Here is a 22840-nt window from a genome sequence, read left to right as displayed (position 1 = left end):
ATAACTAAAATAGGTTTAGACAAAGATAAGGTAGGCTGCTGATTTCTTATGTTCTAAGAGAAGTTAGTAGTCTAATTTTGATTGTGTTGGATTTTTAAAATCATTTTTATCTATGTATGGCCTGACAATTCACTATTTAAAACGATCTGCTTTGTTAAATATAATAAAAATTGAATGCATACTTATATTGAAACTTTAAAAAATATATTAAATGTCATATGTTTGTATAAACGACAAAAAATTAACTATCTTAATTCTAAAGTTATATATACGATGTTTAGGATTAAAATATTTATAGTAAGGACGAGATAGTAATCCAATTTAAAAATTGAATTTCTATCTTGCTTTTTCTTAACAAACAAGTGTTTTGGCTTTGAACCAATCATACCGTTATCGAAAGTATAATGATACAAGACTCTATTTTATTAATAAATATAGTCTGTTTAAGTGTTAATTCAAAAAAAACATCGCTTAATCTATGTAATATAATGAAAATATTGTATAATATATCATATTGATAAAGGTATTTATTTAGAAAGTGAGATGAAATCATGGGACGTAAATGGAATAACATTAAAGAGAAAAAAGCCCAGAAAGATAAAAATACTAGTAGAATATATGCTAAATTTGGTAAAGAGATTTACGTAGCAGCTAAATCTGGGGAACCAGATCCTACATCTAATCAAGCATTACGCTTAACATTGGAAAGAGCAAAAACGTACTCCGTGCCAAATCATATTATCGATAGAGCAATCGAAAAGGCCAAAGGTGGCGGGGAAGAAAATTACGATGAACTGAGATATGAAGGTTTTGGTCCTAATGGTTCAATGTTAATCGTTGACGCACTTACAGAAAATGTTAATAGAACAGCTTCAGATGTCCGCGCTGCGTTTGGTAAGAATGGCGGTAACATGGGTGTTTCTGGCTCTGTTGCTTATATGTTTGAACATACTGCGGTATTTGGCATTGAGGGTAAACCAGCTGACGATATTTTAGAAGGTTTGATGGAACAAGATATCGATGTTAAAGATGTTTTTGATGAAGACGGTCTAACCATTGTATACGCTGAACCAGATCAATTTGCTCAAGTACAAGACGCTTTACGTGAAACAGGTGTTGAAACATTTAAAGTAGCTGAGTTTGAAATGTTACCACAGACAGATATTGAATTATCACCAGAAGATCAAGAAACATTTGAACAATTAGTAGATGCGCTAGAAGATCTAGAGGATGTTCAAAACGTATTCCATAACGTGGATTTGAAATAATATGAACAAAAATAACGCTGTAGAACAATGGCTTAATCAATTACAATTACACCCGCACCCAGAAGGTGGATATTATAAAGAAGTGATTAAAGAAGTATGGAATGAGGAAAGTTTAAGACCAGCTTACTCAAGTATTTACTTTCTTTTAACACATGATAATATTTCACATTTTCATCGTATAGATGCTGATGAAATTTGGTATTATCATGCAGGCGATTCGCTTACTGTGCATATGATACATCCAGAAGGTAATTATCAACAAGTCACGGTAGGGCCTCATATTGAGAATGGCGATGTTTTACAATTTGTAGTCCCAAAGGGGACGATTTTTGCTTCGTCTATTGAAGGTGGTTCTGGTTATGCGCTCGTGGGATGTATGTGCCATCCTGCATTTGAATTTAATCATTTGAATTATACAGTAAAGAATGGTTGAATAAAACTTATCCAAATTTAAAAACAATTAACAATCGTTATGCTTTATCACAAAAAGATATAAAACGTTAAATACTTGAAAGAGCGTATGACTCTCACAATCGTTTTGATGTGAAAAAGTCATACGCTCTTTTAGTTTAAGTTATTTTGAAGTGCCAAAAATTTCATTTGCTATTTCAACAATATATGCTAATTTTTTCCATTGGGCGTCTTCAGTTAATTTATTTCCTTCTTCTGTAGAGGCAAAGCCACATTGTGGGCTTAAGCAGATTTGATCTAAATCTATATAGTTCTGTGCTTCTTTCACCCGTTTTAAAATAGTACTTTTATCTTCTAACTCACCTGTTTTTGAAGTGAATAATCCTAATACTGCATAGGAACGCGATTTAGGGAAGAATCTTAAAGGTTCAAAATCACCTGATCGGTTATCATCATATTCCAAGAAAAAACCGTCTAATTGTTCTTTAAATAAATAAGGTGCAATTGGTTCGTACCCTCCTGAGATTGCCCAAGTAGATTGATAATTACCACGACAAATATGTGTTGTAATTAATAGGTCTTCCGGCAATCCTTCTACTGCATCATTAACGACTTTATAAGCAAGTTGACGTGCAATTTCTTTTTCTTCTTCACTTCTGTCTCTACCACGTGTATTTTGTGTTCCAGACGTTAGATTTGCCCAATAGACATCGTCTAGTTGGATATAACGCGCGCCTAATTCATAAAATTTAAGTAAACTATCATGATAAGCTTTTGATACGTCACGTGCAAAGTCATTGATGTCTGGATAGATAGCTTCATTTAAAATATTAGGATGGAACAACTGATTTGGGCTTGGAATAGAAACTTTAGCTGTTGCTCGACCATTCACTTTATCGAATAAAAATTTAAAGTGCTCAAAATGAGGATGGTTTGGGTTGAATTTCACTTTATCAACTACTTTGACATTGTGATTACGAGTTTCAACACCTTCAAATGATAATCCGCGGTCAGATGTATAGCCTTCTACACCGTCTAAATTTTCTAAGAAATCGAAATGCCACCAACTTCTGCGAAATTCGCCATCAGTAATACTATGTAATCCAATTTCTAGCTGTTTTTCTATGATGCGTTCAATTTCTTCATCTTCAATACTTTTTAATGTCTGTGCGTCAATGGCATTGTTCTGGAAATCTTTACGCGCGTCTTTTAAACGTTGCGGGCGCAATAAACTTCCTACATGATCTGCTCTAAATGGTCTTTGAGTCGTTGGCATAATACTATCTCCCTTTTAAAGAATTTTCTGAAAAATATGTATAAAATTTAACAAAATTATCAATGATTGTCAATTTCGCTTTTACACTATGAAATATAGTACAATAAAAATAATTATCTTTTCGATACCAATTTTAAAACTAAATGCAACAAACATAAGATGACATGTAGGATTCAGTTTTATATAATAATGACAAGGAGATGGTGGCAGTGAAAGTAAAATATATTGATAAACGTCACTGGCGTCGCATCGTTGACCGAGAATATACCGAAGTCAAAGTGAATAATAACAAATTCAAAGGTATTATTGGGTTAGTAACTATGAAAAAAGTACGGGAACCGCTAGAAGTCTCGGTTGTAGGACAAAATATTATTGTCGCTGATGATAATTATCAGTGGTTACAAATATTACCTGAAAAAAAACGTTATAGTATCACGGTGATGTTAGACGACAAGGGCAATCCATTAGAGTATTACTTCGATATAAATATAAAAAATGTTACACAAAAGGGCAATGCACGGACTATTGATTTATGTCTAGATGTATTAGTTTTGCCTAATGGTGAATACGAACTTGTTGATGAAGATGACTTGATACGTGCATTAAATCAAGGGCAAATAACAAACAAGCAATACCATGAAGCGTATATTATAGCCCATCAATTGATGATTAAAATTGATACAGACTTTACAACGATGCAAGATAAAATGATGTATTGTTATCATAAAATAAAGCAAAAAGCTAAAAACCAAAAGCAATCGTCTGTGTATAAAAATAAAGCTAAAAGCAAAAAACGTAAAGATTTCACACATAAAGATACGCAGTATAAGAAGTCTGGAAATGATAATAACCATCATTGTGATACTAGCCAAAATAAAAATAAAGCCAATAACAATATAGACTCCAAAAACACTTATACTTCACGATGATTTTTAGGTTATGAGATATAGAAATTAGCTATATGAGTTATGGTATAACCATGTTATAGTAAACACTGCAAGTTTTGAAAAAATCGCATTTAAATAGATTGTTGAAGCGTAACCGGAAAGTCGCCACAAAAGGAAATAAAAATATTGAAGTATTTGCCAAAAATAGGGGGATAATTATGAAGATTGACGATTATCGCTTGTTAACTACATTAGATGAGACAAAAACGCTTAGAAAAGCAGCGGAAATTTTATATATTTCGCAACCGGCAGTAACACAGCGGTTGAAAGCGATAGAAAATGCATTTGGTGTAGATGTATTTATACGTACTAAAAAACAGCTGATAACTACAACAGAAGGCATGATGATAATTGAACATGCACGTGATATGTTAAACAGAGAACGGTTGTTTTTAGATAAAATGCAAGCACATATCGGTGAAGTAAACGGTACGATTTCGATTGGTTGTTCATCTTTAATTGGCCAAACATTGTTACCAGTTGTTTTGAATTTATATACACGACAATTTCCAAATGTAGAAATCCAAGTTCAAGTAGGTTCAAGCGAGCAGATTAAAGCAAACCATAGAGATTACCATGTAATGATTATACGTGGTAATAAAATGATGAATTTGAGTAATACACATTTATTTAATGACGAACATTTTTTCATACATCCTAAAAATCGAAACGATGAAGTTGAGAAAATGCCATTTATCGAGTTTCAAGCTGACCCGATATACATTAATCAAATTAAAGAATGGTACGGTAATCAAATAGGACAAGATTACCATGCGATGATTACAGTTGACCAAGTTGCAACATGTAAAGAAATGTTATTAAATGGTGTTGGCGTTACGATTTTACCTGAGATTATGATGAAACACTTAGATCGGGAACAGTTCGAATTTCAACGTGTAGACATCGATGATAAACCATTAATTCGTTCGACTTATTTGAGTTATGACCCGAGCATGTTACAGTTGCCCCAAGTAGATTCATTTATTAATTTAATGATGGAATATGTAGAGTAATCGTACATGGAAAGTGCTTATCATTATTCGATTATAAATTTAACTTAGCCAGAAGCTAATTGAAATTAATAGGAATAGAGGCTGCTAAATGTTTAGAGAACTATTACATATAAAAAATTATAAATTATTTGTAGTTAATATGATGTTGTTAGGTATGGGGATTGCTATTACAGTGCCATATCTTGTTTTATTCGCTACAAATGATTTAGGTATGACATCTACTCAGTACGGTTTATTGTTAGCGTTAGCCGCAATTAGTCAATTTACTATGAATACAATTGTAGCGCGTTTTTCTGATACACATAGTATCAACAGGAAAGTCATTATCATTACTGCACTTTTTATGGGAGCAATCAGTTTTTCAATTTATTTTTATATTCATGAGATATGGATATTTATAGCAATGTATGCCATCTTTCAAGGATGTTTTGCTCCGGCTATGCCTCAAATGTATGCATCGGCAAGAGAATCCATAAATACTTCTACTTCAAAAGATAGAGCTAAATTTGCCAATGCGGTTTTACGTTCGATGTTTTCATTTGGCTTCTTATTTGGTCCACTAATTGGGGCATTGTTACTAGAGTTTAAAGGATATGCAGGATTATTTAGCGGAACGATAACAATCATTTTAATTACACTTTTATTACAAGTATTTTTCTTTAAAGACATTAAAACGAAGCGTCCAGTTGCTGACAGTACGCATGTAGAAGCGGCTGCACCGAATATGTTACGTGATAAAGTACTATTTGTACCGTTTTTAGCTTTCATTTTATTGCATATTGGTCAATGGATGTATACCTTGAATATGCCATTGTATGTTACCAATTATTTAAAAGAACCAGAGAGCCGCGTGGGCGTTTTAGCAAGTATTTGTGCAGGTTTAGAAGTACCATTTATGGTCATATTAGGCATTTTATCAGCTAAACTTACTACACGAACTTTACTCCTACTAGGTGGACTATTTGGAGGGTTGTTCTACTTTAGTATTGGTGTGTTTAACAGTATTGTAATGATGATTGTAGGACAAGTGTTTCTAGCTATTTTCCTAGCTATTTTGTTAGGTTTAGGTATTAGTTACTTCCAAGATATTTTACCTGATTTCCCAGGTTACGCATCTACGCTGTTTGCGAATGCAATGGTAATAGGACAACTATGTGGGAACCTTTTAGGGGGAATTATGAGCCATTGGGTAGGTTTAGGCAATGTGTTTTTTGTTTCTGCGTGTTCTATCTTTTTAGGTATGATATTAATATACTTCACAAAAGAACAAAAATTTACGGAAGAAAGTTTGGAGTAGGTTTTGATGACATTTATTTTATGGTTATTCATTATAGCGTCATTTGTTTTGGCGTTCATCGGGCTTATTAAACCGATTATTCCTTCAGTACTTATATTATGGATAGGTTTTTTGATTTATCAATTTGGTTTTGATAATCAAAACTTATCTTGGGTATTTTATGTATCGATGATTTTGTTTACAGTATTTATTATTATAGCGGACTTTGTTATGAATAAGTATTTTGTAAACAAATTTGGCGGTTCTAAATTAAGTGAATATGCAGCATTAATCGGTGTGGTAATAGGGTGTTTTGTCTTTCCACCTTTTGGAATAATTATTATTCCGTTTGTGGCCGTATTAGCGGTAGAGTTAATACAAGAGCCGAATTTGTCGAAAGCGTTAAAAGCAAGTTTTGGTTCAGTTATAGCGTTTTTAGCAAGTTCTATTGCGCAAGCAATCATTATGGTTATTATGGTTATATGGTTTTTTATCGATGCTTTATTAATCAATTAAACCCAAAAGCTAGTAGTTATATTCAATCATAAACATGTATAAAGTTTATGGTTTGATTTTTAAATAATTACTAGTTTTTTTATTTTGTATTGCTTTTTTGAAGCTTCAGAGGTGGCTATATAGCAATAAATAAAAAAGGTAATTTATGTAAGCGCATTAATATAATGTATTGGAAAAATTTTAAGCAATACGCTTGTTTTCGCTGTGGTTACTTTAGTATAATCACAAACATGTGTGAAAAACGGAAATAGGAAGGGTGTCTTAAATGAAATATCCAATTGCCATATGGATGCTTGCAATCGGTGCTTTTGCAATCGGTATGACAGAGTTTGTAATAATGGGGTTGTTGCCTAATATCGCTCGAGACTTTGACGTTAGTGTTAGCCAAGCAGGGCAGCTGATCACTGGTTATGCTTTAGGCGTTGCAATTGGTGGTCCTATCATTGTGATGTTAACCATTAAATGGAACAGAAAGTACTTATTATTAGCGTTAATGACCATATTTATTATCGGTAATTTTGCAGCGTCATTCAGTCCAAGTTATGGTTTTATGATGACAAGTAGAATTATCACTTCATTAGCTCATGGTTCATTCTTTGGTATAGGCTCAATATTAGCCGCAAGCATGGTTAAGCCTGAAAAACGCGCTAGTGCGATGGCATTAATGTTTATGGGGTTAAGTATGAGTAACATATTAGGTGTGCCATTTGGAACATTAATAGGGCAAAACTTCGGTTGGCCAATGACATTTATTATTATTTCTATCATAGGTGCATTAGCATTAATTGGTATTATTATATTTGTGCCAATGCAAAAAGAAACTGTGAAATCCTCTGTTTTAAATGAATTGAAAATATTAAAAGAAAAACGTTTGTGGCTCACTTTAGCAGTTACACTTTTTGGATTTAGTAGTGTATTTGCATACTTTACTTATATATCAACTGTATTAATTGATGTTTCACATGTACAAGAAAACTTAATTTCTTATCTATTGATTATATTCGGTGTGGGCGTCACATTAGGTAATATTGTAGGTGGGAAACTTGCGGATTGGAATTTGAATAAAGCACTAAAAATTATATTTAGTGTGTTTATCTTATATTTCATCTTACTATACTTTGTCCAAATGAATGGATTGTTGATGGTAGCAGGTATTTTCTTCTTTGGCCTCATAGGTTTCAGTATGAGTCCTTCACTTCAATATAAGAGTACATTAATTTCTCAAGACGCGCCGACACTTGCCAGCACACTCAATCAATCAGCATTTAATTTAGGTAACGCATTAGGTGCATTTATTGGAGGCGTCGTAGTAACGAATTTACCAGTCGCATCACTAAGCTTAGTTGCGCCAATTTTAACGGCTATAGGCCTTATATTCTTATTTATAAATGTTGCAGTAGAAAAGAAAGAAAGCATGACAATGTCTTAATTAAAACATTTATAAAAATTGTGCATGCATTATTTAATGTTAAACACTCCCTTCAATGTAGACACTTAAAAAGTGAGAACTTTGAAGGGGGTGTTTTTGTTATAGGGTAATTTATGATAGCTTGTTTATAATATTTAGATTATAAACAAGCATTCGTATCTTTATTAGTGAAGTGATGATCGATATAAAGTGAAGTTGGAATGAAAATGAACGAAATAATGATAAATGTCCAATTATTAATGAGTATATAAGGACCTATGGCCAAAAAAGTTTGGGGTATGAAAAATACGTAAAATATCCCGCATACAGATAGCAAAAGAACTAGATAAGTTAAAAACCATGCCCAATGTGAAGTGCTAAAACAACGTATTTGAACGGTTTTGAACAACATCCAAATAAAGAAAAAGATAATCGCAATACCGACAAATAATGTGATTGGAAAGGTATATAGATATAACCGTTTAGCACCAATAAAAAAACCTGCAAAACCTTTAAGGAAACAAAAGATACCAACAAAAAGCATAATATGTCTTATAATATATTTGAAAATATTTCTTATTGTTTCATTAGGTAAACGTCTAAGTTCTTTCTTAGCATGGGTTTTAGGGTCATGATCAAAAAATTCCATTGCTAGCGCACCATCTTTTTCAGCTTCTAGCAATTGGTTTAATACACGATTTAACATTTTTTCAGAGTCATGTGGATTTACACTTAAATCGGCTCTTACGTATGTCATATAATTTTCAAATGTATCACGATCAGTATTATTTAAACGTAATGCTTTCACATTATTTTCACGCATTAATTTATCAGTAGATTTCATTGTCACTTCACATTCCTTCTTAATATGAAATAGATTGATAAAGCTAATTATGACTAATATAGTAATATAAATCAATAACAGATTTAAAGGAGGCATTATGGAACAATTAAAATTATCAGAACAACGATATCTAAGTGAAATTGCTGAAATTCATGAACAAGAACTCGAGCAACAATATGAAAATTATAAAAAGACAACGATCACTGTTGCTTTACGTAAAGAAATGATTGAACGTGGATTAAAAGCTGAAACGGATATTGTATTAATTGAAAGGGAGCATTCACAATTAATTGCATTTATTTGTGCCAGATATTTGAAACAACAAGAAAAAGTCGTTGTAGAAATACTTTATGTTGCTAAACCGTATCGTCATCAAGGTATAGCCCAATCATTAAAAAAAGAGATTGAATTATGGGCTTATGCTAAAGGTGCAGTTGAGATTGAAAGTACAGTAGCAAACGATAATAGCATCATGCAAGGGCTCAATATAGAACAAGGTTATCATATAAAAAAGGTGATAATGAGTAAAAGATTAACAATAAATAATGAAGATAAAAGTGAAAAATGATAAAATTATATTAATATTAAGACATTAAAAAGGAGTTCTTACATGAAAAAGTGTTTAGCACTCATACTTGCATCAACTGTATTATTTACAGCGTGCGGGCAAAATGACGAAAAAGCATCGCTAGAGAAAGATATTGATAAATTAGAAAAACAAAATAAAGATTTGGAAAAACAGAAAAAAGATTTGGAAAAAGAAAAAGACAAACTTCAAGATAAATCTAAAAATTTAGAAAAAGACATCAGTGCTGAAACATAATTTGTAATTAAATTAAATCAGTTTATAAAATAATAATACTGTATTTCCCAGGAAATGATTGTATTATCGTTTTACTAATTGTTATAATGGGTATCATTAACATAATGAGCATAAATAAAATTGTAAAAGTACATTTAAAATTAAAAGTCTGATTAATGAATGGGACAATTTTTAATTTATTGATTTTGACTTTATGATTCGAAGTTTATAAAGAAGCATTTTTCATAAGGAGAGAGGGAATAACAATGCATGAAAAAGATTTTATTTTATTGGAAGGTCGTTCTATTACACTACCAGAATTAGGTAGAGAAATTGAGCATATAACAGGCAGAGAAATTAAAGACTCAACTGGTGAGATTAAACGTGTTATAGCACATTTACCTAACTTTGAGTCGGATACTGATACGTTTGTTGCTACTTACAAATTAAATCATAGAAATGATTTTATAGACGCAACATTCACTGCGCCAAAAAGCGAACGTGGTCGTTTAAAAGAAGTGGCTGTGAACGTTGAGTTAATTAGTTATATTTCAAGAGCATAAGCAACGCTTGATACATGTAGTAGCGCGATATGAGGATAATCATAACGCGTTACTTTTCTATAGAAATTTATTTTTCAGTTTAGAGGTGTAACATATGACCGTTTATATAGAAACTGAGCGTTTAAGATTACGGGATTGGCAGGCGGAGGATTTACTCCCGTTTCAACAGATGAATGCGAACCACCAAGTGCGTAGATATTTCCCAAGTTTATTGAGTTATAGACGTTCAGAACATGATATGAAAAAAATGAATGAAATCATAAAAAATTATGGTATTGGACTTTTTGCTGTTGAATTAAAAGAAACAAATGGATGGTTAGGTTTTATCGGATTGAATTATGTACCTAAAGAAAGTAAATATTCATTTGATGAATTACCATTTTATGAAATTGGTTGGCGTTTGATACCTGAAGTATGGGGAAATGGTTTGGCTACTGAAGGTGCAGAATCAGTGCTAACATACGCCAAACAACAGGGCATTAACGAAGTTTATGCATTTACTTCTGAAAGCAATGCTGCTTCGCGTAAAGTAATGGAAAAAATAGGTATGGAACGATATGACTATTTTGAATACCCAGAACTAAGTAAATATCATCCACTTAAAAGGCACGTGAGATATTTTAAAGATTTAACAAAAAAGCAAAATAAAGAACAAGACCTTTAAAAAAGGGTTAACTGATTGGTGGTTATAATCAGTTAACCCTCTTTTTAATTATTATGCAAATTTTGTTAGATATTTAATTTGTTTTATTACAAATTTGGTTTTTGATTAGTTTACTCAAGGTGCCTAATGCAAAATCAATGTCTTCAATATTTATATAAGAATAAGAAAAACGAATATAATCTCGCGCGTTTTTATCGTATATTTCACCAGGGTTGATTAAAATATGGTGACGAATAGCTGAATCAAACAGTAATTTCATGTTCAACGGTACATTTAATTTGAACCAAATATAATAAGATCCTTGGGGGACAGTCCAGGTACCAAGTGCTTGAAAATGTTTATTTAAAGCGTCTAAAAATTTATCACGTCGTATTGAAAGCGCTCGATTTAGATGTGTTAAATGTTGCTCATGGTATGCAGGGTTTTTTAACCATTCAGTAGCGACAAATTGTGATAATGAGCTTGCGCCATAATCATTTTGCATTTTTAAATCTGCTAAATGCATCACAACAGATGGCTTGCCTATAATCCATACTACTCTTAGGCCCGGGCTAACTGTTTTAGATAGACTACTGATGTATAATATATTATCGCTATCTTCTAAAGATTTTAAAGGTTGAGGGCGTTGATGCTCAAACCACAAATCACCATATACATCATCTTCGACAATTGGTATATGTGCCTGTTTACATTGTTGAATTAGCTTATACTTTTCTGCCTGTGTATATGAATTTTGCGTAGGGTTATGTAAAGTTGGTATACAATAGAAGATATTATTTTGATTTTGAGTGTTAACATTAAAAATATTATTAATTTGTTGTTTAATCTTAGAAATTGGTAGAAATTTAAGGTCTGCTCGAATATTATGCCACGTGTGCACTGAATTTATATATGAAGGCGTTTCTATAATAATCTTTGAATGCGGTATTAGCAGTCCATCAGCAATAAGTTTTAACCCTTGCAATGCTCCAGAAATAACACAAATATTATCCTCACTGCATTGAATACCTCTTTTTTTACGTAATCTACAATAGCGCTTCTTAAATTTAAATTCCCTAAAGGGTGTTCATAATTTGTATTGAGAGGCGTTGTCAGATTCTTGGAAAAGATATTTCGAAATTTTTCGTTTGGAATTAAATCTGGACTAAGTTCTCCTGTACTTAAACGTAATAAACTTTCATCAAACTCTAATTCATTGATTCTTTGTATAAAGTATTGATTGTTCTTTGAGCTGCTATTGTGAATATATTCATGCCAATTCATATTGTGATTAATGTAAGTATTCCATTTACTATTCGACACATATAAACCATCACGTTCTTTACTTTCTAAAACACCATAACTTTGCAATATTTCTAATGATTGAATAACAGTTGAACGATTGACGCCGTAGTGATTAGCTAAATTTCTTTGAGAGGGGAGTTTCATCCCTACTTCTAAATCGCCGTCATGTATTTTTAATAATATATCATCAATAATTCGCTTGTATTTTGGCATGAACATTAAAACTTCTCCTTTGAATGATTGGTGGGTTTTTTAGTTTGTAGCTGGTTGATAAAATCAATTTGAAATTATTGTATCATACTTAATATAGAGGAATAGATTAGAAGATATACCTCAAATATTTAATTCTAATTTGTAGTATACAAATAACTTCTTATAGGCAATATACTAACATTAAGCATGAGTTAAGGGAGAACAGATTATATCAACATATGATTTAAAGATGTAAATAAATTGGTTGGTTAAATAATGTGTTTTGAAGATGATGGTATGATTTTATATTGGAAAGTTGTGTTATTACAAAGAGAAAGGAAGATAGGATGATTCAACCATTAATTCATGGTTTGATTTTAGCCTTTGGTTTGATTTTACCTTTAGGTGCGCAAAATGTATTTGTATTTAATCAAGGAGCAAATCATAAAAGATTAATCAAGGCAATGCCAGTCATTATAACTGCGAGGCTATGTGATACATTTTTAATTGTGTTAGCTGTTTTAGGCGTCTCCGTTATATTATTATCTTTACCGGTATTACAAATTATCATTTATTGCATAGGTTTTGTATTTCTTATTTATATGGCTTGGTCATTGTGGAAAGAACAGCCACAAACACTTGAACATTATTACTCTATGACAGCCCGAAAACAAATAGGGTTCGCAATATCTGTATCATTATTAAATCCACATGCGATAATGGATACGATTGGCGTTATTGGCACCAATGCTGCGTTATATGAAGGTTCGGATAAAGTGTTGTTTACTGTGGCAACGGTAACTATTTCATGGATTTGGTTTATATTTTTGGCAATTGCAGGTAAATTTGTAGGGCATGTTGATAGAACAGGTAAATACATCATAGTATTAAATAAAATTTCAGCCATTATTATCATCATTGTTGCATGTCTCATATTAAAACAATTGTTGAATATATTATTTAGATAATTATAAAAAGAGAGCGGGGAAGGACTACATTTTAAAGAATTCGTCACCCCGCTCTATTATCTTGAATCTTGTGCTATTTATGATTTATTCATATTTTTATACTTTTAATCATATGTTCTAACACCTAATGGTTTATAGTTATGAATGGAGTCAAACAATTCTTTCGGGCTGTCACAAAGTGGGGCAAGTGTTTTGTATTTTTCGTCTATAAAGCCTTCTTGAATCATATGATTAATTAACGATTGTAAAGGTTCGAAAAAACCATTGATATTAAATACAGCAATCGGTTTTTGATGAATACCTATTTGTGCCCAACTATACATTTCAAAAAACTCTTCTAAAGACCCTGCGCCACCTGGTGCCATAACAAATGCATCTGCTAATTCAGCCATTTTATTTTTTCTTTCATGCATAGAATCAACTAAAATAAGTTCACTTAATCTTGTACTGGTGATTTCACGTTCATTTAACATATTCGGCATGACACCAATGGCTGAACCGCCATAGTCTAATACACCGTCTTGAATAGCACCCATGATTCCCACTGAACCTGCGCCAAATATGAGTTCATAACCATTCTCAGCCATATAACGACCTAAATGATATGCTTCTTTCATATAAGAAGCATCTTTACCTTTGCTTGCACCGCAATAAACAGCAATTTTTTTCATATGTCATTCCTCCGTAAATAATGATGATTCATTTATAATAGACAAAAATCTTTGTTCAAATAAAGCGACATCTTCTGATGTGAAAGCAGACGGTCCTTTAGTACGACCGCCACTTTTTCGAAATTGTGCACTCGCATGTCGTTGTTCAAGTAATGTATTGATATTATGTTGATTATAAATAAAACCTTTATGATGCATTACTAATTTGGCTTTATTTAGTAATAAACTTGCAAGACCATAATCTTGTGTAATTACAATATCATTTGGTTGGACCAGCTTAACAATCTTATAATCGACAGCATCTGGTCCATCATCAACGTAAATAATATTGACATGGTCAGGTTGTATAGTGGTAGAAAAGTGACTAAAGCTACGAACGACGGTAACAAAGATGCTTGTCCCTTTAGTCAATTCAATTACTGAATTGGTAACAGGACAAGCATCTCCGTCAATTATGATTTGAGCCATAATGTTTATTTACCTTTTTCTTCATCGTTCTGTTTAACAATACTTTTAGCAACATAATCTTTATATTTTTTGAATTCAGCTAAACGCGCTTTTTTATTTTTTTCACGAGCTTTGTCTTCTTCTTTATGACGTTTGTCTATATTTTTTTGGAGCTTTTTATTCATTTTGTCTGCTTCTTTGCGATTTTCTTTTTCTAATTTTTCGCCTTTTTTCTCAGTTTCTTCGTCAAGTTTTCCTGGTGTCATGCCAACTTTTTCCATATGTTTGTTAGATTTTTTCATTGAATGGATGCGTTGTTTTTCGTTTTCTTGACGTGATTTATCTTCTTCTTTATGACGTTTATCTATATTTTTTTGAAGCGTCTTATTCATTTTATCTGCTTCTTTGCGGTTTTCTTTTTCAAGTTTTTCGCCTTTTTTCTCAATATAGGCAGGATCATGTTCTTTAGCAATACGTTTTAATTCACGTTTTTGTTCAATATTGTGTTTTTTATCAATTACGTAATCTTTAGCATTAGCAGATTTGTCTACCACTGTATCTTTAATTTGAACAGATTTGTTTGCTACTGTTTTTGAAGCTTTAGCAGTTGCATCACTTGCTTTTTTAACATCAGGGTGATCCTTAATACGTTTACGTTCAACGATTAACGGTACTAAAAACACAGGTGCTACTGTGATGATTGTTCTGATTAATTGCTTTTTGTCCATACTCGTTGCCTCCAATAATTTTATACTATCTACTTATTACCCTATGATACATGAAAATAAACGGTAAATATACGGTCTTTCAAGGATTTATTGCTTGGATTATTAAAGGGAAATATTAAAAAAACTATTGAAATTTTTGGTGAATTTCAATAGTTTTTCAAGTATTAATTGGTATTTAATCTCATTTTATTGACCAGAAATACCTTGTCCTATACCAAAGCCAAAGTATAGAATAGCAATAATAATAACCAAAATAATTCTATAGATAGCAAATGGAATGAGTTTTATTTTACTAATCAAGAATAAGAACGTTTTGATTGCAATTAAACCAACAATAAAGGCTGTAATAAAGCCTAATAAGTAAAAACCAAAGTGATCTAATTGTATATATTCAAAGTTTTTGAATAAAGATAATCCACTAGCGGCTAACATCACAGGTACTGCCATAATAAACGTAAAATCGGAAGCTGATTTATGATTCATTTTCATTAAAACGCCTGTAGAAATTGTAGATCCTGATCTACTAAAACCTGGCCACATAGCAATGGCTTGAGATAAACCTATCACAAAAGCTTGGAAATAGTTTATTTGGTCAACCGTTTTAGGGTGAGCTACTCTTTTACTATACACATCGGCAATAATCATATAAATTGCTCCAACAAATAGTCCAACCATAACTGTTGGGACGCTAAATAAATATTTTTCAATAACATCATCGAACAATAAACCTAAAATGCCTGCTGGAATCATACCAACGATAATATGTAACAAGTTTAGACGTTTTGGTTTTTGGCCTATACCGTCGATAGGCTCACCTCTATATTTTCCTATATGTAACATTTCAAAGTAACGTTCACGGAATACCCAAGCTCCTGCGAAAACGGATCCTAGTTGAATGACAATTTTAAAGGTGAATGCGGATTCTGAACCTAAAAATTGAGTTGATTTGAGCCACATATCATCTATAAGAATCATGTGACCAGTCGAAGACACCGGTGCAAACTCAGTTAAGCCTTCAACAATCCCTAAAATGATACCTTTTATTAATTCAATCAATATCATAATTAACCTACTTTCGTATTATGGATTATAATTTATTTATTTTCATTTTATAATAATAGCACATTAAAAATGTAATGTGCTACAGATATATATGAATTTGGACTAAAGGCCGAGAGAAAATAAAAATTTTTAGATTAGCTTAATGTTTATGCGTTTAAATGTCTTAATAAAGCAAGAAAAACATAGAATTATCTACTATAATCCAAAAACTAAATAGGATTGTCAAAAAAGAATGGTTTACATGAATGTAATTTAGGTTTTAATAATAAAATTATAATTATGACAAAAGTATGAATTACATTCATAAAAATACATAAATCAATGAGCGAATTGATTTAATTTTTGTATAATCCCTATATAATATGAACTAGGTGATAATTGTGAAAAGATTAACAAATTTAGCGGTAAAATATAAAACTTATCCTATTTTAATGTTTGTAATCAGTGCATTATTAGCTATTACTGTAGTTATTCAAAATATTGCTATAGCAGAAATTTTAAATGCAATGTTAAGTAATACGCATCAAGATTTGTTAATTTTACTACTGATAACATTAATTATTTTATTAGCAAGAGCGACATTTAATACAATGAATCAAATGATAGGCGATCGTATGTCTACACGAGTAAAATATGATTTGCGCCGTCAATTGATTTTAAATAAATCTTCAGATCCAATCGGTGTTCAAATTAATACACTGACAGAAAATATCGATGGCATCGTACCATTTTTTAATAGTTATTTTCCACAAGTATTCAAATCAATGATGATTCCTTTATTTATCATTATCGCCATGTGTTTTATTCATTTGAATACAGCGTTAATTATGATTGTAACAGCGCCATTTATCCCATTATTTTATATCATTTTTGGACTAAAAACACGCGATGAGTCGAAAGACAAAATGACTTATTTAAATCAATTTAGTCAACAATTTTTAAATAAAATAAAAGGACTTATCACATTAAAACTATTTAATAAAACAAAGACTACCGAACAAGCTTTATACGAAGAAAGTACAACATTTCGAGATTTAACAATGCGTATTTTAAAAAGTGCATTTTTATCGGGTTTAATGTTGGAATTTATTAGTATGTTAGGTATTGGTCTTGTCGCGTTAGAAGCAGGGTTAGGGTTAATTTTATTTCACAATATAGACTTTAAAACTGCAGCTATCGCCATTATTCTAGCTCCAGAATTTTATAATGCAATCAAAGATTTAGGTCAATCTTTTCATACAGGAAAGCAGAGTGAAGGCTCAAGCGACGTTGTGTTTGATTTATTAGATCGACAAGAAACAATTAACAAACGCGAAGTGCCGACCAATATACAGCAAACGCCTTTAATTCAACTTGAGAATGTGGACTATCAATATGAAGGTGCGAAACATCGGGCATTGAAGCATATCAATTTAAATATTTATAATGGAGAGCATATTGCATTAATTGGTCAAAGTGGTGCAGGCAAGTCTACTTTAGCCCAAGTAATCGCGCAACATTTTATACAGCAAACTGGGTCTGTTACTTATCAGAAAAAACAATTGAAAATTGGATTTTTAAGTCAGAGCCCATATATTTTTAATGCGTCCATTCGTGATAATATGACGATGTTTCAAGAGATAGATGATAATCAGATATTTGCAGTCCTTGAAGATGTTGACTTAAAACAACAAGTTAATATTTTAAAAGACGGTATAGATACCTGGATTGGCGAGGGAGGAGAAATGCTATCAGGCGGACAAATGAGAAGAATCGAACTCTCAAGACTGTTATTAATGCGACCTGATGTATTGATTTTTGATGAGCCAGCAACAGGGTTAGACGTGCAAACAGAACAAATCATACAATCAGCAATCAGTAGAAAATTTAAAAATACTACTATTATTACGATAGCTCATAGAGAGAATACAATTAAAAATGCAGATAGACGTATTGTAATTAATCAAGGTACGGTTGAATCTAACAAAGTAACAAACGAAAATGAATATAAAGGTGGTGACATGTGATGAGACCACGTATTCAATTTAAGCTAGATAAAGATTTAATATTATCTATTATTGTTGGCGTATTAGGTAGTTTAACTGCACTCGGTATGTTTTTCTTAAGCGGTTATATGGTAACCCAAAGTGCGCTCGGTGCACCACTATTTGCATTAATGATATTAATCGTAACTGTCAAATTCTTTGGATTTTTAAGAGCTGTTGCAAGATATATTGAACGTCTATTATCGCATAAAACAACATTTACTATGCTTAGAAATGTCAGAGTACAATTTTTTAAACGGATTATACCTGTTGTACCAGATGTTTATAGAAAGTTTAATTCAAGCGATCTTCTTGGTCGTATGGTAGGTAGTGTAGAATCACTGCAAAACATTTATCTAAGAGTCTATTACCCGCCGGTCGTTATAGGTTTAACTGCGTTGATTGCAATGATTGTAACATTTTATTTTTCTTATGTTCATGCAATAATCATATTTTTAAGTATGTTAATAACGTTGGTATTGATACCTTGGCTAAGTGCTAAAAAAGCGCAAACACTAAAAAAACGGGTTAACCACGTACAAGGTCAGTTTTTAAATCAATTTTATGACTATAAAGAAGGATATGAAGAATTAGAGCGTTTCCAACAAACGGCTTTGTATGAACAAAGGGTTTTAAACCAATTAGGTAAATATGAACAAGCTCAAGCAAAAGAGCAACGGTTTTTATCTTTGTATGAATTTAGTTTGAATGTAGTATCAATGATTGCTTTATTTGCTACTTTATCTTTGGGTGTAATACAAGTGCAAAATCACCAATTAGATGTTGTCTATTTGACAAGCATTGTGCTAATGATGCTGACACTATTTGAACAAGCTATACCTATGAGCAATGTTGCATATTACAAGGCAGACACAGATGAAGCTTTAAGTAATATAAATGAAGTTATCGCACATCCAATGAAACAAGGGGACGAGCAATTAGAGTTAACTGCTACTAGCAATAAACCTTTATTAGAAGTTCAAAATGTTAACTTTAAATATTGGAACCAATCCACATATACTTTGCAAGCAGTTCAATTAAATATTCATGAAGGTGAACATGTCGCAGTTATTGGACCTTCAGGTTCAGGAAAGAGTACATTGTTACAATTGATGTTAGGTCTTTATCAAAGTGATAATGGAGCTATTTTAATAAATCAACAAGATGTCACAAACATTTTAGATTCAAATAAATATGATGCCATTAACGCATTATTACAGACACAACAATTATTTGATGGTAAAGTACGTGATAACTTATTTACAGATGAAGAGGATGAGGTAATAAAAGAAGTTTTCGATATATTAGGATTGACGCATATAGACTTAGATAGAAATATTACGCTTTCTGGTAATACATTATCAGGTGGAGAAATTCAACGGCTAGGTATTGCAAGATTACTGTTGAAGGAAGCGCCTATATGGATCCTTGATGAGCCAACGACAGCTTTAGATATTTATCATACGAACCTTGTAATGGAAGAAATTCATAAACAAGCACAAACCTTAATTGTTGCAACTCATGACTTAAGATTATTACCAAAATTTGATAAAATAGCAGTTATGGTCGATGGTGAAATCATTGAATATGGTGATTATCAATCACTATTAGCAAACAAAGGTTATTTATATCAAATGGTAACGATAAATCAATTGTAAATTTAAACTTTAATAGATACTAAAGAAGAGGCTGAGACATTATTAAACGTCTCAGCCTCTTAATCTGATATTGGTATTTGGTGAATCAGTCTAAAAATAAACTAACTTATACCAAGTAGTTCTAATGCAATCCACCAATGTCTTGGCGAGACAGTAAGCAATGCTTCTTTTTCAAAATGCATTGCTGTCCTGTACACCTTATCATCAATCAAATATATTTAGATTATCCAATTTGAGGTAGTTCAACCTAAACATTTAATACTTAGCGTTATTTTGCTTTTTCTTCTGTAAAGGCGTTAATTACTTTAGAAAGTAATCGGTTTAGTTCTTTGTTTTCTTCTGAGCTTAGTGAAGATGCAATTGCTACATCTTGACATGCAGTATCCAATTCAGGACGGATTGCTTCACTTTTATCTGTTAAGTGAATAAATACTTCACGTTGATCGACTTCAGAACGTTCACGTTTGATTAAATCAACTTGCTCCATTCTTTTCAGTAATGGTGATACAGTGCCTGTATCAAGCGCTAATTCAGTAACGACTTTTTTCACGTTAACAGGTGATTCAGCCCATAAGATTGTTAAAACTAAAAACTGTGGATATGTTAGCTTGTATTTTTTAAAGACATTATTTGAGTAGTAGCGATTTACTTGTCTTTGAGCGTTATACAAACTAAAACATAGTTGATCCTTTAAATTAAGTGGTTCAGACATAAAGTTCTCCTCCAGACATTCTATCCGTTTTCTTCCTTCTGTTTCGGATTTGAATCCGTCTAATGTTGTGTAACACTTCCTCAAACATACTTTCGCACTGTGCCATGCTAAAATAAAGTATGTATAAAGTTTAGAAGAAAATCAATATTTTATCAAGTGAAAGATTAATTATAAGAATAATTAAGGTTTTACGCAAACATTTTTAATTACGAAATGAGTGAGTATATGAAAAATATTAAAAATCAAAAAACATCAATTACAGTCATCACAGGGTTTTTAGGAAGTGGCAAAACCACGTTCTTAAGCAAATATATAAAATATTTACAAAAAAACAATGAAAACCCAGCAGTTATCGTAAATGAATACGGTAATTTAGATATTGATAGCCATGCAATAAGCAATGATATTGAGGTTGTGTCCATATTAAATGGTTGCGTATGCTGTGATTTGCAACTAGATTTAATAAAACAATTAAAACATTTTCTTAGCAAAAGTGCAACGCGCCATATAATAATTGAAGCTACAGGTTTGGCACATCCGATTGATATTATTGCAGCATGCCAAGACCCAGAAATTGTTGAACAAGTCAGTCCACCAACGGTGATAGGCTTAGTAGACGGGCCTAGATTCTTAAATCGTGGCCAATATACAAAGCATACAATACAGTTAATGGAAGAGCAATTAGCTGTGTGTCATGCGATTGTTATGAATAAAATGGATCTTATTGACCATAATAAACAGGTAATGGATATGGCAGTAAATGAAATTAACCCTACCGCTTCTAAGTACTTTACCACATACGCGAATTTAAGTATGGATAATATTCATATAACTTCAGACAATAGTGGTGTTAAAGCTAGCACTCATGCACATCATCATGGTATAAATAGTGTAAATTATCATTTTTCTGGTCCGATTAATAGGCAGCTGTTTTATCAATTTATTTTACGCTTACCAGATAATGTTCTAAGATTAAAGGGATATGTAAAGTTTAGAGATATGCCTAATGATATTTATGAGTTTCAATATGCATTTGGTTTGCCTGATTATCAAATTGTAGATGAAGCATTGCCACTCACGCTAGTTATTATTGGTGAGCAATTAGACGAGAATAAGTTACGGAATCAATTGGATATGCTTCAATTCACATAATTTACATCAATGAAATAAAGAAAGGGGTTTGATTTATTATGGATAGAGTAAAGATTAACCAGCATGTATCATTTTCAAATGTAATACAAGGTTTTTGGAGAGCGAAAGATTGGCAGTGGACGCCACAACAGTTAAATCGCTATATTAATGAATTGGTCGAACGTGGTATAACGACGATGGACCATGCAGATATATATGGCAATTATACTTGTGAAGGAATTTTTGGAGAAGCGCTCAAATTATCACCCAATTTACGAAATCATCTTGAGATCGTATCTAAATGTGGCATTATATTGCCTTCAAATAAAATAGAACAAGCAGATGGTCATCGATATGACCACAGCAAAAAGCATATCATACAATCTGTCGAGCGCTCGCTTAAGCAATTACAAATAGAACAATTAGATGCTGTGCTTATTCATAGACCTTCCCCATTAATGGATCCTCATGAAATAACAGAAGCCGTTAAAATTTTAGTGAAAGAAGGGAAAATTAAATCATTTGGTGTATCTAATTTCAATAAATCACAATATGATTTATTGAGTAAATGTTTAGTTTGTGACAAATTGCATATTACTTTAAATCAATTAGAAGTTTCACCTTATACATTAGACGCAATTGAAGATGGAACAATTAATCACATGTATAAAGATGATGTTAAAATGATGTCATGGAGTCCATTAGCTGGAGGAAAGTTATTTGATTTAGAAGATGAAAAAACGGCAAGAATCACAGCGGTGATTTCTCCGTTAGCACAAAAATACCAAGTTACAACAACGGCAATTATTATGGCCTGGTTAAATAAGCATCCAGCATCTATTATGCCTGTGTTTGGAACGCAAAAAATTCACCGTGTCGATGAAGCATTACAAGGTATGGAATTATCGTTGACTGATCAAGAATGGTTTGATATTTATACAGCTTCTTTAGGTCATGATATTCCTTAGTTTTAAA

Annotated in this window: 22 protein-coding genes and 2 pseudogenes; 16 read left to right on the top strand and 8 right to left on the bottom strand. The window is 31.9% G+C overall.

Annotation, left to right across the window (positions count from 1 at the left end; all coding sequences use genetic code 11):
* The first annotated feature begins 551 nt into the window (after window positions 1–551).
* Complete coding sequence (locus KA894_RS06235) at window positions 552–1268, top strand: YebC/PmpR family DNA-binding transcriptional regulator (RefSeq protein ID WP_103373331.1); 717 nt, start codon at window positions 552–554, stop codon at window positions 1266–1268.
* Window position 1269: 1 nt separating this feature from the next.
* Window positions 1270–1772 (top strand): annotated as a pseudogene (locus KA894_RS06230) (cupin domain-containing protein).
* Window positions 1773–1842: 70 nt separating this feature from the next.
* On the opposite strand, the gene KA894_RS06225 reads toward KA894_RS06230, so the two are convergent.
* Entirely contained in the window at window positions 1843–2955 is a 1113-nt protein-coding gene (locus KA894_RS06225) for a 5-methyltetrahydropteroyltriglutamate--homocysteine S-methyltransferase (protein WP_103373332.1), read from the bottom strand.
* Between the two features lie 209 nt (window positions 2956–3164).
* Between KA894_RS06225 and KA894_RS06220 the strand changes: the two genes are divergently transcribed.
* The 5 genes from KA894_RS06220 (at window position 3165) to KA894_RS06200 (ending at window position 8136) form a co-directional block, all read left to right on the top strand.
* On the top strand, window positions 3165–3884 hold the full coding sequence (locus KA894_RS06220; RefSeq protein WP_119488124.1) for a ribonuclease FAU-1 family protein: 720 nt from the start codon (window positions 3165–3167) through the stop codon (window positions 3882–3884).
* A 176-nt stretch (window positions 3885–4060) separates the two neighbouring features.
* Window positions 4061–4915 (top strand): LysR family transcriptional regulator, encoded by an 855-nt coding sequence (locus KA894_RS06215; RefSeq protein WP_096810762.1) that lies wholly within the window; start codon window positions 4061–4063, stop codon window positions 4913–4915.
* An 88-nt stretch (window positions 4916–5003) separates the two neighbouring features.
* Complete coding sequence (locus tag KA894_RS06210) at window positions 5004–6212, top strand: sugar efflux transporter (protein ID WP_096823929.1); 1209 nt, start codon at window positions 5004–5006, stop codon at window positions 6210–6212.
* A 6-nt stretch (window positions 6213–6218) separates the two neighbouring features.
* The gene (locus KA894_RS06205; RefSeq protein ID WP_096810760.1) at window positions 6219–6707 is read left to right on the top strand and encodes a DUF456 domain-containing protein; all 489 of its coding nucleotides are present in this window, start codon (window positions 6219–6221) and stop codon (window positions 6705–6707) included.
* 265 nt (window positions 6708–6972) lie between these two features.
* A complete protein-coding gene (locus KA894_RS06200; RefSeq protein WP_096810759.1) occupies window positions 6973–8136 on the top strand; it encodes an MFS transporter in 1164 nt (387 codons plus the stop codon).
* A gap of 139 nt (window positions 8137–8275) precedes the next feature.
* Here the strand turns inward: KA894_RS06200 and KA894_RS06195 are convergent, their stop codons facing one another.
* Window positions 8276–8959 carry a DUF1129 family protein gene (locus KA894_RS06195; protein ID WP_115342529.1) on the bottom strand — a complete coding sequence of 228 codons (684 nt, stop codon included), beginning with the start codon at window positions 8957–8959 and terminating at the stop codon, window positions 8276–8278.
* Between the two features lie 97 nt (window positions 8960–9056).
* Between KA894_RS06195 and KA894_RS06190 the strand changes: the two genes are divergently transcribed.
* The 4 genes from KA894_RS06190 to KA894_RS06175 all read left to right on the top strand — a co-directional run bounded on the left by KA894_RS06190 (window position 9057) and on the right by KA894_RS06175 (window position 10988).
* Window positions 9057–9527, top strand: coding sequence for a GNAT family N-acetyltransferase (locus KA894_RS06190; protein WP_096810758.1), 471 nt, complete (start codon window positions 9057–9059; stop codon window positions 9525–9527).
* A gap of 42 nt (window positions 9528–9569) precedes the next feature.
* Complete coding sequence (locus tag KA894_RS06185; RefSeq protein WP_096810757.1) at window positions 9570–9782, top strand: SA0632 family lipoprotein; 213 nt, start codon at window positions 9570–9572, stop codon at window positions 9780–9782.
* A gap of 245 nt (window positions 9783–10027) precedes the next feature.
* Entirely contained in the window at window positions 10028–10324 is a 297-nt protein-coding gene (locus KA894_RS06180) for a hypothetical protein (RefSeq protein ID WP_096810756.1), read from the top strand.
* Window positions 10325–10418: 94 nt separating this feature from the next.
* The gene (locus KA894_RS06175; RefSeq protein ID WP_096810755.1) at window positions 10419–10988 is read left to right on the top strand and encodes a GNAT family N-acetyltransferase; all 570 of its coding nucleotides are present in this window, start codon (window positions 10419–10421) and stop codon (window positions 10986–10988) included.
* Window positions 10989–11061: 73 nt separating this feature from the next.
* Here KA894_RS06175 and KA894_RS06170 read toward each other — a convergent pair.
* Window positions 11062–12491 (bottom strand): annotated as a pseudogene (locus tag KA894_RS06170) (aminotransferase-like domain-containing protein).
* A gap of 320 nt (window positions 12492–12811) precedes the next feature.
* Between KA894_RS06170 and KA894_RS06165 the strand changes: the two are divergent.
* Window positions 12812–13432 carry a LysE/ArgO family amino acid transporter gene (locus tag KA894_RS06165; RefSeq protein ID WP_119488127.1) on the top strand — a complete coding sequence of 207 codons (621 nt, stop codon included), beginning with the start codon at window positions 12812–12814 and terminating at the stop codon, window positions 13430–13432.
* Window positions 13433–13536: 104 nt separating this feature from the next.
* On the opposite strand, the gene KA894_RS06160 is transcribed toward KA894_RS06165, so the two are convergent.
* The 4 genes from KA894_RS06160 to KA894_RS06145 all read right to left on the bottom strand — a co-directional run bounded on the left by KA894_RS06160 (window position 13537) and on the right by KA894_RS06145 (window position 16340).
* On the bottom strand, window positions 13537–14103 hold the full coding sequence (locus KA894_RS06160) for an LOG family protein (protein WP_096810752.1): 567 nt from the start codon (window positions 14101–14103) through the stop codon (window positions 13537–13539).
* A gap of 3 nt (window positions 14104–14106) precedes the next feature.
* Complete coding sequence (locus KA894_RS06155; protein ID WP_096810751.1) at window positions 14107–14571, bottom strand: YaiI/YqxD family protein; 465 nt, start codon at window positions 14569–14571, stop codon at window positions 14107–14109.
* A gap of 5 nt (window positions 14572–14576) precedes the next feature.
* Window positions 14577–15278, bottom strand: coding sequence for a hypothetical protein (locus KA894_RS06150; protein WP_103373337.1), 702 nt, complete (start codon window positions 15276–15278; stop codon window positions 14577–14579).
* A gap of 186 nt (window positions 15279–15464) precedes the next feature.
* Window positions 15465–16340, bottom strand: a complete 876-nt coding sequence (locus KA894_RS06145) for an undecaprenyl-diphosphate phosphatase (RefSeq protein ID WP_096810749.1) — start codon at window positions 16338–16340, stop codon at window positions 15465–15467.
* A gap of 380 nt (window positions 16341–16720) precedes the next feature.
* On the opposite strand from KA894_RS06145, the gene KA894_RS06140 reads away from it, so the two are divergent.
* Both KA894_RS06140 and cydC read left to right on the top strand, forming a co-directional pair.
* The gene (locus KA894_RS06140) at window positions 16721–18346 is read left to right on the top strand and encodes an ABC transporter ATP-binding protein/permease (RefSeq protein WP_096810748.1); all 1626 of its coding nucleotides are present in this window, start codon (window positions 16721–16723) and stop codon (window positions 18344–18346) included.
* Complete coding sequence (cydC, locus tag KA894_RS06135) at window positions 18346–20022, top strand: thiol reductant ABC exporter subunit CydC (RefSeq protein WP_103372723.1); 1677 nt, start codon at window positions 18346–18348, stop codon at window positions 20020–20022. The genes KA894_RS06140 and cydC overlap by 1 nt, the downstream gene beginning before the upstream one ends.
* Before the next feature lie 268 nt (window positions 20023–20290).
* On the opposite strand, the gene mgrA is transcribed toward cydC, so the two are convergent.
* A complete protein-coding gene (gene mgrA / locus KA894_RS06130; RefSeq protein WP_096810746.1) occupies window positions 20291–20734 on the bottom strand; it encodes a global transcriptional regulator MgrA in 444 nt (147 codons plus the stop codon).
* A 225-nt stretch (window positions 20735–20959) separates the two neighbouring features.
* Between mgrA and KA894_RS06125 the strand changes: the two genes are divergently transcribed.
* Together KA894_RS06125 and KA894_RS06120 are read left to right on the top strand one after the other, a co-directional pair.
* Entirely contained in the window at window positions 20960–21886 is a 927-nt protein-coding gene (locus tag KA894_RS06125; RefSeq protein WP_107644057.1) for a CobW family GTP-binding protein, read from the top strand.
* A 38-nt stretch (window positions 21887–21924) separates the two neighbouring features.
* Window positions 21925–22833 (top strand): aldo/keto reductase, encoded by a 909-nt coding sequence (locus KA894_RS06120; RefSeq protein WP_096810744.1) that lies wholly within the window; start codon window positions 21925–21927, stop codon window positions 22831–22833.
* Window positions 22834–22840 lie beyond the last annotated feature (7 nt).

The sequence above is a fragment of the Staphylococcus sp. GDY8P131P genome (assembly GCF_017891975.1).
GTDB lineage: Bacteria > Bacillota > Bacilli > Staphylococcales > Staphylococcaceae > Staphylococcus > Staphylococcus nepalensis.
Note: the sequence above shows the minus strand (reverse complement) of the source record. Positions and strands in the feature narration are given on the sequence as shown.

Coding starts and splice junctions, on each gene's coding strand:
- KA894_RS06235 (WP_103373331.1), top strand. CDS start 552: ATGGGACGTAAATGGAATAACATTAAAGAGAAAAAAGCCCAGAAAGAT.
- KA894_RS06120 (WP_096810744.1), top strand. CDS start 21,925: ATGGATAGAGTAAAGATTAACCAGCATGTATCATTTTCAAATGTAATA.
- KA894_RS06205 (WP_096810760.1), top strand. CDS start 6,219: ATGACATTTATTTTATGGTTATTCATTATAGCGTCATTTGTTTTGGCG.
- KA894_RS06215 (WP_096810762.1), top strand. CDS start 4,061: ATGAAGATTGACGATTATCGCTTGTTAACTACATTAGATGAGACAAAA.
- KA894_RS06155 (WP_096810751.1), bottom strand. CDS start 14,571: ATGGCTCAAATCATAATTGACGGAGATGCTTGTCCTGTTACCAATTCA.
- KA894_RS06210 (WP_096823929.1), top strand. CDS start 5,004: ATGTTTAGAGAACTATTACATATAAAAAATTATAAATTATTTGTAGTT.
- mgrA (WP_096810746.1), bottom strand. CDS start 20,734: ATGTCTGAACCACTTAATTTAAAGGATCAACTATGTTTTAGTTTGTAT.
- KA894_RS06165 (WP_119488127.1), top strand. CDS start 12,812: ATGATTCAACCATTAATTCATGGTTTGATTTTAGCCTTTGGTTTGATT.
- KA894_RS06190 (WP_096810758.1), top strand. CDS start 9,057: ATGGAACAATTAAAATTATCAGAACAACGATATCTAAGTGAAATTGCT.
- KA894_RS06125 (WP_107644057.1), top strand. CDS start 20,960: ATGAAAAATATTAAAAATCAAAAAACATCAATTACAGTCATCACAGGG.
- cydC (WP_103372723.1), top strand. CDS start 18,346: ATGAGACCACGTATTCAATTTAAGCTAGATAAAGATTTAATATTATCT.
- KA894_RS06145 (WP_096810749.1), bottom strand. CDS start 16,340: ATGATATTGATTGAATTAATAAAAGGTATCATTTTAGGGATTGTTGAA.
- KA894_RS06185 (WP_096810757.1), top strand. CDS start 9,570: ATGAAAAAGTGTTTAGCACTCATACTTGCATCAACTGTATTATTTACA.
- KA894_RS06200 (WP_096810759.1), top strand. CDS start 6,973: ATGAAATATCCAATTGCCATATGGATGCTTGCAATCGGTGCTTTTGCA.
- KA894_RS06175 (WP_096810755.1), top strand. CDS start 10,419: ATGACCGTTTATATAGAAACTGAGCGTTTAAGATTACGGGATTGGCAG.
- KA894_RS06195 (WP_115342529.1), bottom strand. CDS start 8,959: ATGAAATCTACTGATAAATTAATGCGTGAAAATAATGTGAAAGCATTA.
- KA894_RS06150 (WP_103373337.1), bottom strand. CDS start 15,278: ATGGACAAAAAGCAATTAATCAGAACAATCATCACAGTAGCACCTGTG.
- KA894_RS06225 (WP_103373332.1), bottom strand. CDS start 2,955: ATGCCAACGACTCAAAGACCATTTAGAGCAGATCATGTAGGAAGTTTA.
- KA894_RS06180 (WP_096810756.1), top strand. CDS start 10,028: ATGCATGAAAAAGATTTTATTTTATTGGAAGGTCGTTCTATTACACTA.
- KA894_RS06160 (WP_096810752.1), bottom strand. CDS start 14,103: ATGAAAAAAATTGCTGTTTATTGCGGTGCAAGCAAAGGTAAAGATGCT.